This window comes from Solibaculum mannosilyticum, from assembly GCF_015140235.1.
GTDB classification, from domain to species: Bacteria; Bacillota; Clostridia; order Oscillospirales; family Acutalibacteraceae; genus Solibaculum; species Solibaculum mannosilyticum.
This window is the reverse complement of record NZ_AP023321.1, coordinates 589,725-601,765: the sequence shown is the minus strand read 5'-3', so window position 1 is coordinate 601,765 and position 12,041 is coordinate 589,725. Positions and strand designations below refer to the sequence as shown.

The window sequence follows — 12,041 nt, the reverse complement described above, 5'->3', positions numbered from 1 at the left end:
ATTTGAAGCAAAAGAGCATTCCCCAGTTTTTCAAGCATCTCAGTAAACAAAAACAAGGAGGATACACATGAAAACCACAAAACGTTCGCTGCTGGCAAGCGGCTTGGCTGTGCTCGTATGCATCGCCATGCTGGCTGGCACCACCTTCGCCTGGTTTACCGACAGTGTCGTAAACAAGGGCAACAAGATTCAATCCGGCTCCCTGTCCATCGACGCCTATGCCTATGACCTGGCCCAAGAAGGTACCGGCGGCTTCACCATTGAAGGCGTCAACGGCGGCAAACCCTTCACCTTTGAAGAGGAAGGCCAGGATCTGAAGAAAGATCCTAACCCCATCCTCAACGAGACCCTGTGGGAGCCCGGCAAATCCTCGGCTAAACTCCTGAAGGTGCAAAACAACGGCACTCTGGCTGCCAAGATCAAGCTGGACTTTACTGTAATTGACGGCGGACTGCAGGACGCCCTGTGGTTTGACTTTGTCCAGGTGAAGGGCGGCAAAGTCACCGGACAGTTCACCAAACGTCCCATGAGCGAATTGGCAACCATTGCCCAGGGTCTGGAGCTGCCTGTACTGAAAGACGAATCCCTGCAGTTTATTCTGGTGTACGGCATGGAAGAAGAGGCCGGCAATGAGTATCAGGATAAGAGCTTCTCTGCTGACATCATCCTCAATGCCACCCAATACACCGAGGAAGAAGACGGCTTTGGAAACGATCAGTACGACAAGGATGCTGAGTACCTGACAACAGTTTCCACTACCGAAGATTTTATGGATGCTGTTAAGAACGCTTCGGAAAACGAGACCATCCAATTGACCCAAGATATCAAGATTAACGATATCATTCCTCAGAGCCAAGCTGGCGATACCCGCATCGACTTGAACGGCAAAACATTGTCCATGGAATTTGACAGTATTACAGAGGTAAATGGTCAAAAGGTTGCCTATTGTACTCAGGTCACTGATTCTCTGACCGTTGAAAACGGCACAGTGAAGCGTACTGGCGACTTTGCATGGAACGCCTTGGACATCGCTGTTAAAGCAGGAGCCACTCTCAACCTGAACAATGTAACCTGGGAGGGCGCAGGATTCCAGCCCGAAGGACAGGATGCTACCCTTAACATTGTCGATTCCAAGATTAAATCGGGTACCTATTGCATCAGCACCAATGCTTCGGACAATGGTAAATTTGGTGGCGTTGATATCAATATCTCCAATTCCACATTGGAGTGCAAGACCGATAACTCCGACAATGCTGCCATTCTCTTTAACATCCCTGGAACATTGGATATTAAAGACAGCACCTTGATTGGCCAGCGTCAGGGCTTGATCGTCCGCGGCGGTACTGCCAACCTGATCAACTGCACCGTCAAAACTACTGGTCAGTTCGATGATCAAGGCAAATATGATAATGCCAATTGGGGCAGTGGAAACGAAGTTCCCGCAGCCGCACTGGTAATCGGCAACCGCAGCAACAGCGCTTATCGCTATCCGGCTACCTGCTACTTGGAGAATACCACTGTTAGCAACGATAATGGTGGAACAGCTGTCTATCTGTACGGAAACCCTGAGGAAGGAAATGGCGCAACCTTGACCCATTATCTCTGCGATATCGGTACGATCGTCCAGGGAGACAACGGCGCTTACTCCGAAGTAAAAAAACTGGACATTGATGAAAGTGAGAATCCTGATCCATTTGAATAAGAATTAAGACTCTTTCATCTTTGTACATACAACCGATAAAAAAGGCCGCAGACTTCCTAGGAAGCCTGCGGCCTTTTTTATTTCACACTATGGTTATCTTCATAAATCCCGCTGCATGACGTAGTCATCCATGACATATCCACTGCCGATATCGGTACATATGGATTTCACTTTGCAAAAACCCATAGCTTCATACGCAGCAATGGATCCTGCATTCTCTTTGTTGACCGTCAAATAGACGTATCGGTCGCCCCTAGCATTTGCTTTGCCGCACACGAGCTCCACAAAGCGGCGGGCGATTCTTTGTCCCCGGTAATCTTTGTGCACATATATCTTGCTGAGAAAAGTTTTATCCTCTTCCGGATGCACAGCACAGTAGCCTATCATCTTGTCCCCGTCTTCCGCCACATAATAGGTATAACCGTTTTGACTGATGTCCCTATAGATGCACGAACCGGACTGGAATTTCTCAATCATATAGTTGACTTGATCCAACCCGATGAGCGGCTCATAATGCTGTGTCCATATCTCTTTGGCCAGGGCTGCCACTTGATTGGCTTCCTCTTGGGATGCAATGGTTCTAATTTCCACAGACATAGGATATTCCTCCTCACTCCGGCCTGCCTATATCTTCGCCCAAATACTTAGCTACTGAATAAACATCCTTGTCACCGCGTCCCGACAGGCAGATCACCATGATCTCATCTTTACTCATCTGGGGAGCCAATTTCATAGCTTGGGCTACGGCGTGCGAACTTTCGATAGCCGGTAGAATGCCCTCTTTTTTATTGAGATAAAGCATCGCTTCCACCGCCTCTTTATCGGTGATGGGATAGTAGTCAGCACGGCCGCTCTTTGCCAAGTACGCGTGCTGAGGTCCAACGCCTGGGTAATCCAGACCGGCCGAGATGGAGTACACCGGCATGATACCGCCGTGATCGTCCTGGAGGAAAAGGGATTTCATGCCGTGGAGCACACCGGTGCGGCCTTTTGTAATGGTTGCAGCATGAAGTTCAGTATCCACCCCCAATCCAGCGGCTTCCGCGCCCACCAGACGCACCGATGGTTCGTCGATGAAATCACTGAAGGCGCCGATGGCGTTGGAGCCTCCGCCTACACAGGCCACCACACAGTCAGGCAGACGTCCTTCGGCTTCCATCATCTGGCGGCGGATCTCCTTGCTGATCACGCTTTGGAATTCCCGCACAATGGTGGGATAAGGATGAGGACCCACTGCCGATCCTAGAATATAGAAGGTATCCTCCGCGCGGGCAGCCCAGGTCCGGATGGCTTCATTGGTGGCGTCCTTCAGGGTACCGGTGCCCGATGTCACAGGCGTGACCTTGGCCCCCAGCATCCTCATACGGAATACATTGAGCTCCTGACGCTGGGTATCCTCAATACCCATAAAGACTTCGCATTCCATATCAAACAATGCTGCGGCGGTAGCAGTGGCTACACCGTGCTGTCCTGCGCCGGTCTCTGCGATGACCTTCTTTTTCCCCATGCGTTTGGCTAACAGCGCTTGTCCCAGGACGTTATTGATCTTATGGGATCCGGTATGGTTGAGATCCTCTCTCTTAAAATAGATTTTTGCACCGCCCAAATCCTCAGTCATGCGCTGCGCGTAGTACAAGAGGGACGGACGATTGGCATAGTTCGTCAGATAATACGTCAGTTCTTCCACAAAGGCCGGATCATTCATGGCTTCATGAAAATTCTTTTCCAGATCAGTCAATGCATGCATCAAGATTTCAGGGGCATACCGCCCGCCGTATTCTCCAAATTTCCCAATGTTCCCCATAACTAGCACCTCACCTGTTAAAATTCAAAAAATTGGTTTTATCTGTTTTTCCTGGTGATGGTTCCAGGATATTGGTGTTTTGCGGCAAACAAAAACAGCTTGCCCTTACACAAAGGACAAGCTGTAAAAACCTGCGGTACCACCTTATTTGACGCATCCTGCGCCCACTCAACCGGACGCCATCACGCCCGCTCCCCAATAACGCAGGGAATGCGTCGGGATCTACTACTCTCTACCCAAAGCCAACGGAGAGATTCGGCCCGCCCTCATCAGCCCAACGGCCTTTGTATAAACCCAGCGCCGGTTCCCAGCACACCCGGCTCTCTGAATCTGAAGCCTATACAGCCACACTGAATCAATGGTTTTTTCCTATTATCTTTAGTATAACGCTTCCCCTCGTTTTTTGCAAGGGGCAATCGATAAAATTCTCGCGGGATAAAATGTGAACAACTGTCCAAACGTCTTATTCCACGTGGGCACTGTACCAGGCATTGGCCTCTTCTTTAGTGACGGGGACCAAGTCTTCCTCCGGGTATTTGGATTCTGCACCGCCAATACCATGCAGGAAATACTGACCTTTTTTCGTCTTATAGAGGCTCTCCTCATAACCGGCAGGATCGCCGAACTGGCCTTCACAATAGGTGCCGATTTTAGTAGCGGTATTGGTATTATAAGTCCTCTTATTCACAATTTTTTTCATCGTTACGTCATCCTTTCTCAGTCCATCTAGTGCGGATGAAGCCCTCCACCGGAGCTTTTGCACAATATTTTCGTCTTTTACCCTATGCAAAAGGTAACATATAATTATGAACAAATTGTGAATAGCTTCAAGATTTTCCCATATTCATGGAAAACCCTCCAAATCGCGCTCCATCCTAGACAATTCACACAAGAAAATCCAATCAATCTGTTAATTTTTCCAGTTGCATCTCGTTCATCTTTTCCGATACAATCCCTATTTTACCGCAGTTTGGATGTCCAGGAAGTTTTGGAGGATCCGATCCCCTTGGGGCGTCAGGATGGACTCCGGATGGAACTGAAGTCCATACACCTGGTAGTCCCGATGGCGCACCGCCATGATCTCGCCGGACGGGTCCTCCCCGATGATGCACAATTCTTTTGGGAAAGACTCCCGATCGGCGGCCAGGGAATGATACCGGGCGGCCTGCATCACGGGACCAAGGCCCCGGAAAATAGGCTCGTCGGCACGGATGGACACCTGGCTTTGCTTGCCGTGCATCAACTGGGCCGCATGGATGATCTTTCCCCCAAAGGCTTCACAGATGGCCTGGTGTCCCAGACACACTCCTAGAATCGGCACCTTCCCCGCCATCTCGGTTACCAGCTGTTCACAGATGCCAGCATCCTTGGGATATCCAGGCCCGGGAGACAGGATAATATGAGAAGGCGCCAATGTCTTGATCTCCTCTATGGTGATCTTGTCGTTTCGCACCGTATGGACATCGGGCTGAATGCATCCCAGCATCTGCACCAGATTGTAAGAAAAACTATCGTAATTGTCGATGAGAAGAATCATCACTCATTCACCTCGCTTGCTCGAATGACGGCGTTCATAGCGGCTCTGGCCTTGTTGGCGCTTTCCTGATATTCATTCTCCGGGACGCTGTCGGCCACAATGCCGCCTCCCGCTTGGACCGTCACCTTGCCGTCCTTTTTGACGGCCATCCGGATAGCGATGCATACATCCATATTGCCGGAGAAGTCGATGTATCCAATGGCACCTCCGTAGATGCCCCGGGGCTCCCCTTCCACCTCGTCGATGATCTGGCAGGCCCGGATCTTAGGGGCGCCGGACAGCGTCCCCGCCGGCAGGGCGGTGACAATGGCGTCGGCGGCGTCCTTGTCGGGACGGATGTCCCCCTCCACAATGGAGGCGATGTGCATGACCTGGGAATACCGATGGATCTGCATGTATTCCTTGACCTTGACCGAGCCAAACCGGGAGATTTTCCCCAAGTCGTTGCGGGCCAAATCTACCAGCATGTTGTGTTCGGCCAGCTCCTTCTCGTCGCTTAAAAGATCCCGTTCCAATTCCGCATCCTCCTGGTCGTCGGCGCCGCGGGGACGGGTTCCGGCCACAGGATAGGTGGAGAGCTTGCCGTGCTGCAATTTGATGAGGGTCTCCGGGGAGGTACCGGCGATCTCTACGTCGCCGGTGCGGATGTAAAACATGTAGGGCGAGGGATTGGTGGTGCGCAGCACCCGGTAGGTATTCAAAAGGCTGCCCTGGTAGTCGGCCTCAAACCGACGGGAAATGACGGCTTGGAAGATATCCCCTTCGGTGATGTATCCCTTGGTTTTCTCCACCCGGCGGCAAAATTCCTCCTTGGTGACGTTGCAGGAAAACTGAGGATGCTCGTCGGCGTTGAACACCGGAAGCGGCGCCGTATCCCGGATGAGGGCGATGAGCTTCTGAATCTCCTTCAAAGCCCGGTCGTATCCCGCCTCCAGATCGCCTATAGGGACGTTGACCACCACTAGGATTTTCTGAGTCAAATGGTCGTAGGCAATGACCCGGTCAAACAGCATCAGATGGTAATCGTTAAATTGGCTCTCCCGCAGCTTCAGCACCGGCTCGGCGTACCCTACCATGCGGTAGGAGAAGTATCCTACCAGTCCGCCGGTGAAGGGAGGCATCCCCTCCAGCTTAGGGGATCGGTAGTCCCGGAGAACCTCCCGCAGCGTCTCCATAGGCCGGTCGGCGGCAAAGGATCGGACTTCCACCCCGTCGTCCGCCGCCTTCTGGACAACCACCGTGCCGTTGTGACAGATGACTTCCACCAACGGATCAAAGCCCAGGAAGGAGTAACGGCCCCATCGTTTGCCGCCCTCCACGCTTTCCAGCAAATAGCATTTTTCACTTTGTCCCATCAGCCTGCGCAACAGGGCGATGGGCGGTGTGACGTCGGCGTAAATCTCCTCGCACACCGGGATGACGCTGTAGTCTCCCTGCAACTGTTTCATTTGTTCCAAGGTCGGCTTTGCCATGAAACCTCCACTCCTTTCGCGGGATGCCCCGCATCCGTTTTACAAGAATCCGGCTGAGAATAAAAAAAGCTTTTGTCCCAAACTAAGGGACAAAAGCTCTCACTTCTGCGATACCACCCAAATTGACGGAAATCCGCCCACTCGCTTTGCATACCATCATATGCACCCGATTGGTAACGGATTGGGGTTCCGTCAGCGCCTACTGGCCGGCATATAGCCGACGTTGGGGCTGCCCTCGCAAGGCCATTCACCGCCGCTCCTGCCGCTGCAATCCCACCATCTGCAACTCTCTTATGACCTGATTCCCGGCGCTTACTCCTCTTGCTCAACGGTTTTATTATAAGATTTGCACATAGTATGACCCATTTTTCCCAGTTTGTCAATACTTTTTTCCTTCTTTTTTTCTCGTCCCCTGATTTCTCTTTACATTTAAGAAATACTACCCTATAATGATTTCGTTCCGCTATTTTCTGGCAGAGGATCTCTGCATTTTTGTAAAGGATGGATACCATGGTACAATACGAAGAACTGCGACTGCACTTGGAGGAACTGGAACCCGGCATCCGGGATCTAAAGGAAGCTCTCGGCATCAGCTTGCTGCTTCCAGAATTGGAGAAGCTGGAAAAACAATCGGCCGATCCCAACTTCTGGGACGATATGCAGGCGTCTCAAAAGGTTCTCCAGCGCATCAGCGCCATTAAGAATAAAATTGCAATCCATGAAAATTTATGCCGCGAATACGACGACGCCCATACCCTCATCGAATTGGCCGATGAGGAGGAGGACCTCTCCCTCTTAGACGAGGCCAAAGAGGCGGTCGCCAAGGTGGAAAACGAGCTGGAAACCCAGAAGCTGGCCACCCTGCTGTCGGGCGAGTACGATCAGAACAACGCCATTTTGACCTTCCACGCGGGAGCCGGCGGCACCGAGGCCCAGGACTGGGCCATGATGCTCTACCGGATGTACACTCGTTGGGCCGAACGTCACGGGTTTAAGTACAAGATCCTCGACTATCTGGACGGCGAAGAGGCCGGCATCAAAAGCGCCTCCATCCTGGTGGAGGGTGAGAACGCCTACGGTTATCTGAAATGCGAGGTGGGCGTGCATCGTCTGGTGCGCGTCTCCCCCTTCGACGCGTCCGGCCGCCGTCACACCTCCTTCGCCTCCCTGGAGGTCATGCCTGAGATCAGCGACGACATCGACATTGAGATCCGGGATGAGGATCTGAAGGTGGATACCTACCGTTCCAGCGGAGCCGGCGGCCAGAAGGTCAACAAGACCGAATCGGCCGTGCGTATCACCCACATCCCCACCGGCATTGTGGTGTCCTGCCAGGTGGAGCGCAGCCAGCACCAGAATCGGGCGGTGTGTATGACCATGCTCAAATCCAAGCTCATCGAGATCAAGGAGCGGGAGCATCTGGAACGCATTGAGGACATCAAGGGCGTGCAGAAGGAAATCGCCTGGGGTTCCCAGATCCGTTCCTATGTATTTATGCCCTATACCCTGGTCAAGGATCACCGCACCGGTTTTGAATCGGGCAATATTGGCGCCGTTATGGACGGCGATCTGGACGGCTTCATCAACGCCTATCTGAAAGCTCAGAGCGTCGGCCAGTTGGGCGAGAACATCGAGTAAACCATCAAACGTCCTTTGGGACGGATTCTGGAGACCATCATGAACATTCGGTTCGCTGTTCCTGCCGACGCCCCGTCCCTGCTGCGGATCTATGCGCAGTACATGGATACCCCCGTCACTTTTGAATGTACTCTGCCCTCCCAGCAGGAATTCGCCGGACGCATTGCGTCCATTGGGAGTGAGTACCCCTACTTGGTGTGTGAAGAAGAGGGAGCCATCGTGGGATACGCATACGCCCATCGGCAAATGGAACGGGAGGCTTACCAGTGGAACGCGGAGCTGTCCATTTATTTGGATGAGGCTGTAACGTCCAGAGGGATCGGGACAAGACTTTACCGCATCTTAATGGAACTACTCAAGCGGCAAGGCGTCAAAACGGTGTACGGCGGCGTGACGGTTCCCAATGAAAAAAGTGAAAGGCTCCATAAGTCCCTGGGATTCGTGCGCCTTGGTACCTACCGCAACACCGGGTACAAGTGCGGGAAATGGCACGATGTGGCTTGGTTTGAAAAACAAATCGGGACATATGATCCAAATCCCAAGCCCATTCTGCCCATCACCTGCATTCCAAAGGAAACACTGGAGGATATCCTTCAAGGTACATATACCAGTCATGAAGAACACTAGATTGAAAACTGATAGATAAACCAAAAGACGGACTGCCTGAAAAAGGACAGTCCGTCTTTTTTATTTTTTGTATGGATCAGGCATCTTGCCAATTCTTGCATACATCGATCCATTCCAGGCTCCTAGAGCACTGAGTAAGCTCTTCACAGCTCAGTTCCACCGCCGAATTGCCGCTGCCGCAGGCGGGAAATACGGTATCAAACCGCTGTAAGGATACATCGGTATACACTTTGACTTTATGGGGGTCCACATCAAAGGGACACACCCCTCCCACCGGATGCCCGGTGAGCTCCAGCACCTGATCGGGCGACAGCATCCTTGCCTTGCGTCCAAACTTGGCTTTAAATTTCGGATTGTCAATGCGGGCATCCCCTGCCGCTACGATCAAGATACATCCTTCCGAATCCTCAAAGGAGAGGGTCTTGGCGATGCGGGCCGGAATGACTCCCAGAGCCTCAGCCGCCAAATCCACTGTGGCGCTGGACACGGGAAATTCCATCACCGCTGTATCCTTTCCCCACTGTTTCAGATATTGCTTTACCGATTCCACTGACATTTTCATTCTCTCCCTGCCGTCAAATTCTTCCCTATTGTACCCCTTTTTCCCCATTCCAACAACCTTTTACCACTTAACTTCTTAATCCACCCGTTCTTCGCCTGATTTCACAAAAAAGCCGTTGGATTTTTTGGTTACAAGGTTGAAACCTTTTTTGAAATCTGTTACAATAAAGTGAAATTATTCGGTTTTTTTCCGGCAGAAATTGGAGATGCTGTCGTCTGCCGATGGGATGTTCTAAAAGGAGGAGTTATGGGAGCTAGAAAACGTGTGATGATTCGCATTACCGCCCTTGTAATGGCTGTTTCAGTCAGTGTGGTGGGGTTTGACGCAGCTGCTTCTTCTAATCTGGCCCCTTTTGTGGATACGCTCTATAGCGTCAGCGCCAGTTCAAATAGCGTGTTGGCGGGCAAGGACGTCATGCTCAGCGCCACCACTTCCCGCGACACGACTGTGGTCAAAGTGGTGGATCAAAACGGCAGTACATTGGCGGAATCCACCTCTTATACTGAAAAAAGCGGCCGAAGAGTCTGGTCGATCCCGGTGAATCTCCCTGAAGAGGGAATGTATAAATTGACGATTTATACCGGCGTCAGCTATGGCTACTGCTCGTTTAAAGACATTATGGTGGAAGCTGTGTCGGGTATCAAACCTACGATTACCAATGTCAAGGTATCTTACGGTGTACTTTCCTGCAGCGTAGCGGAGGTCTCCTCCATCAGCGATGCCAGGCTGGAAATCCGCAACAGTTCCGGTTCGGTGGTGTACAGCGACTATAAAGGCGAAGTGCTGGGCGCCGGCTCTTATTCGGTTGTAGCATATATTCGTGACGATCCTGCCGGACTTGCCTCTGATCCGGTTTCCTTTACCGTATCCAGTTCAGAAGCGGAAGAAGCGGAATTTATTAAATTGGCAGTTCAGATTATCAACTCGAACGAAGGCGCTTATGATACCGTAGTTGCCAATGACAACGGCGCCCTAAGCGTCGGGTTATTCGGCTGGCACGCCTACAACGCCCATGACCTAATCAACCGCATGAAAGAGCTGGAGCCGGATACTGTGGAAGAGTGTCTCGCCGGCACCAATCTTTTGTATGAATTGAGCCTCAGCAACGAGGCTTGGCGGTACAAAATTCCCAACGCTACCGAGGTGGCTGCACTTAAAAAATTGCTGCGTACCGATGTAAGCCATCGAGTCCAGGATGAATTCGCAGCTGAGTATGTTTCTACTTATATCAAGAGCGGACGCAATTTAGGCATCACGGCCCCGGGCGCTTTGCTTTACTATGTAGATCTTCACAACCAAAGTCCCCTCCAGGCTAAGAATATTACAAAAGCCGTCAAAGCCGATGGAAAAGCTCTCGTTCTGGATAACATGCATTCTTATGCTCTAGCCAACTCCGTGATGGGGAAATACACCTATCGCCGAAATAAAACATACAACACCATCAGGTCCATGGGCTTCACTTCTTAACGTTCGCTCTATCGTGTGATGTTCACTTGTCTTCCTGGCAATTGACTTGTTTTTATGATTGCTTTCCACCGCAAGTGCGGTTTTTACAGTTTTTGAAGGAGATGTTTCTGTTGAAAAAAATTTTGGTCGAAACCTCTGCCCGCCATGTGCATTTGTCCCCTGCCGATCTGGCAACCCTGTTTGGTGAGGGCTATGAATTGACCGTGAAAAAAATGCTGTCTCAGCCGGGCCAGTTCGCCTGTGAAGAGCGTGTCACCATCGTTGGCCCCAAGCGTGAACTGAAAAACGTCAGCATCCTGGGCCCCACTCGTCCACACACACAGGTTGAGCTTTCCCTGACCGACGCTCGTTCGGTGGGTATTGTAGCTCCTGTCCGTGAATCGGGCGATGTAGAAGGTTCCCCCTCCTGCAAAATCATCGGTCCGAAAGGTGAAATTGAGATCGATTGCGGCGTCATTGCCGCTCAGCGTCACATTCATCTGGATCCCAAAACCGCTGAGGAAATGAACCTCAAAGATAAACAAATCGTATCGGTTAAGCTGGACACTGCGGAACGTGCCACCATCTTTGGCGATGTGGTAGTCCGCGTCAGCCCCAAATACGCCCCCGCTATGCACATCGATACCGATGAATCCAATGCTGCTGGCGTGTCCGGCAACATGGAAGGCGAAATCCTCGAATAATTTCTTTTTTCAGTGTAAGATCAAATGCCAAAAAGCCACAACGGATGTGAAAAAATCCGCTGTGGCTTTTTTATTTATCAAAGATGCGTCCATAACTGTATGATATAATAAGACCTATCAGAGTATAAAAGGTTGGGAGGATTCACATGAAAAAATGGTACGATGAGGAATATCAATTTGATATTGAGGTCACTGGATTTCTCCGCGGCGACCACACGGAAAGATACTGCCGGAACGGCGAGGAAATTGGAGATAAGTACACCTGTACTTATGGTTGTCCGGTCAATGCGGACGGCCAGGGAATTTGCTCCAAAGTAATGATGATTCTATTTCCCATTATGGAGGCCGTCAGAAGCGGCGGCGATTTGGAAAACATCGGCGGTATCGATAAGTACTGCAAGGATATTGTGTGTCCAGATGGCTGCGTCATGTTCCGGCTGACGGCAAAGAAGCTGGGAAATGAGAACTTTTTTAAGGGAAAGTTCTTTGATTCGTTTTGATCCTTTACCCAGTGAATCCAGGATGAATTGCAAAAAGATAGCCGACATT

Annotated in this window: 12 protein-coding genes and 1 other annotated feature; of the genes, 6 read left to right on the top strand and 6 right to left on the bottom strand. The window is 51.1% G+C overall.

All coding sequences use genetic code 11. The features are described from left to right. Positions 1-67 precede the first annotated feature (67 nt). Positions 68-1,702, top strand: a complete 1,635-nt coding sequence (locus tag C12CBH8_RS02810; protein ID WP_215533493.1) for a hypothetical protein — start codon at positions 68-70, stop codon at positions 1,700-1,702. Between the two features lie 99 nt (positions 1,703-1,801). On the opposite strand, the gene C12CBH8_RS02805 is transcribed toward C12CBH8_RS02810, so the two are convergent. The 5 genes from C12CBH8_RS02805 to trpE all read right to left on the bottom strand — a co-directional run bounded on the left by C12CBH8_RS02805 (position 1,802) and on the right by trpE (position 6,515). Beyond that, positions 1,802-2,299 carry a GNAT family N-acetyltransferase gene (locus C12CBH8_RS02805; protein WP_215533492.1) on the bottom strand — a complete coding sequence of 166 codons (498 nt, stop codon included), beginning with the start codon at positions 2,297-2,299 and terminating at the stop codon, positions 1,802-1,804. A 13-nt stretch (positions 2,300-2,312) separates the two neighbouring features. Further along, positions 2,313-3,506, bottom strand: a complete 1,194-nt coding sequence (trpB, locus tag C12CBH8_RS02800) for a tryptophan synthase subunit beta (protein WP_090265932.1) — start codon at positions 3,504-3,506, stop codon at positions 2,313-2,315. A 463-nt stretch (positions 3,507-3,969) separates the two neighbouring features. Then, positions 3,970-4,206, bottom strand: a complete 237-nt coding sequence (locus tag C12CBH8_RS02795; protein ID WP_090265930.1) for a hypothetical protein — start codon at positions 4,204-4,206, stop codon at positions 3,970-3,972. 255 nt (positions 4,207-4,461) lie between these two features. Beyond that, complete coding sequence (locus C12CBH8_RS02790; protein WP_090265928.1) at positions 4,462-5,043, bottom strand: anthranilate synthase component II; 582 nt, start codon at positions 5,041-5,043, stop codon at positions 4,462-4,464. Then, positions 5,043-6,515 (bottom strand): anthranilate synthase component I, encoded by a 1,473-nt coding sequence (trpE, locus tag C12CBH8_RS02785; protein WP_215533491.1) that lies wholly within the window; start codon positions 6,513-6,515, stop codon positions 5,043-5,045. Before trpE ends, C12CBH8_RS02790 begins: the two co-directional genes overlap by 1 nt. 82 nt (positions 6,516-6,597) lie before the next feature. Further along, positions 6,598-6,853 (bottom strand) — a binding site (T-box leader). Positions 6,854-7,025: 172 nt separating this feature from the next. Between trpE and prfB the strand changes: the two genes are divergently transcribed. Continuing rightward, positions 7,026-8,153 carry a peptide chain release factor 2 gene (gene prfB / locus C12CBH8_RS02780; RefSeq protein WP_090265923.1) on the top strand — a complete coding sequence of 376 codons (1,128 nt, stop codon included), beginning with the start codon at positions 7,026-7,028 and terminating at the stop codon, positions 8,151-8,153. A gap of 39 nt (positions 8,154-8,192) precedes the next feature. Continuing rightward, positions 8,193-8,780 (top strand): GNAT family N-acetyltransferase, encoded by a 588-nt coding sequence (locus C12CBH8_RS02775; protein WP_246441661.1) that lies wholly within the window; start codon positions 8,193-8,195, stop codon positions 8,778-8,780. Positions 8,781-8,856: 76 nt separating this feature from the next. On the opposite strand, the gene C12CBH8_RS02770 is transcribed toward C12CBH8_RS02775, so the two are convergent. Next, positions 8,857-9,336, bottom strand: a complete 480-nt coding sequence (locus C12CBH8_RS02770) for a YbaK/EbsC family protein (RefSeq protein ID WP_215533490.1) — start codon at positions 9,334-9,336, stop codon at positions 8,857-8,859. A gap of 252 nt (positions 9,337-9,588) precedes the next feature. On the opposite strand from C12CBH8_RS02770, the gene C12CBH8_RS02765 reads away from it, so the two are divergent. The 3 genes from C12CBH8_RS02765 to C12CBH8_RS02755 all read left to right on the top strand — a co-directional run bounded on the left by C12CBH8_RS02765 (position 9,589) and on the right by C12CBH8_RS02755 (position 11,992). After that, positions 9,589-10,809: a hypothetical protein gene (locus C12CBH8_RS02765; RefSeq protein WP_215533489.1), complete on the top strand. Its 1,221-nt coding sequence runs from the start codon at positions 9,589-9,591 to the stop codon at positions 10,807-10,809. 101 nt (positions 10,810-10,910) lie between these two features. Beyond that, positions 10,911-11,492 (top strand): phosphate propanoyltransferase, encoded by a 582-nt coding sequence (pduL, locus tag C12CBH8_RS02760; protein ID WP_090265964.1) that lies wholly within the window; start codon positions 10,911-10,913, stop codon positions 11,490-11,492. 146 nt (positions 11,493-11,638) lie between these two features. Beyond that, positions 11,639-11,992, top strand: a complete 354-nt coding sequence (locus C12CBH8_RS02755) for a TIGR04076 family protein (RefSeq protein ID WP_090265918.1) — start codon at positions 11,639-11,641, stop codon at positions 11,990-11,992. Positions 11,993-12,041 lie beyond the last annotated feature (49 nt).

Bases quoted from the DNA above. Each gene is read 5' to 3' on its own strand.
- C12CBH8_RS02810 (WP_215533493.1), top strand. From the start codon at position 68: ATGAAAACCACAAAACGTTCGCTGCTGGCAAGCGGCTTGGCTGTGCTC.
- C12CBH8_RS02805 (WP_215533492.1), bottom strand. From the start codon at position 2,299: ATGTCTGTGGAAATTAGAACCATTGCATCCCAAGAGGAAGCCAATCAA.
- trpB (WP_090265932.1), bottom strand. From the start codon at position 3,506: ATGGGGAACATTGGGAAATTTGGAGAATACGGCGGGCGGTATGCCCCT.
- C12CBH8_RS02795 (WP_090265930.1), bottom strand. From the start codon at position 4,206: ATGAAAAAAATTGTGAATAAGAGGACTTATAATACCAATACCGCTACT.
- C12CBH8_RS02790 (WP_090265928.1), bottom strand. From the start codon at position 5,043: ATGATTCTTCTCATCGACAATTACGATAGTTTTTCTTACAATCTGGTG.
- trpE (WP_215533491.1), bottom strand. From the start codon at position 6,515: ATGGCAAAGCCGACCTTGGAACAAATGAAACAGTTGCAGGGAGACTAC.
- prfB (WP_090265923.1), top strand. From the start codon at position 7,026: ATGGTACAATACGAAGAACTGCGACTGCACTTGGAGGAACTGGAACCC.
- C12CBH8_RS02775 (WP_246441661.1), top strand. From the start codon at position 8,193: ATGAACATTCGGTTCGCTGTTCCTGCCGACGCCCCGTCCCTGCTGCGG.
- C12CBH8_RS02770 (WP_215533490.1), bottom strand. From the start codon at position 9,336: ATGTCAGTGGAATCGGTAAAGCAATATCTGAAACAGTGGGGAAAGGAT.
- C12CBH8_RS02765 (WP_215533489.1), top strand. From the start codon at position 9,589: ATGGGAGCTAGAAAACGTGTGATGATTCGCATTACCGCCCTTGTAATG.
- pduL (WP_090265964.1), top strand. From the start codon at position 10,911: ATGTTTCTGTTGAAAAAAATTTTGGTCGAAACCTCTGCCCGCCATGTG.
- C12CBH8_RS02755 (WP_090265918.1), top strand. From the start codon at position 11,639: ATGAAAAAATGGTACGATGAGGAATATCAATTTGATATTGAGGTCACT.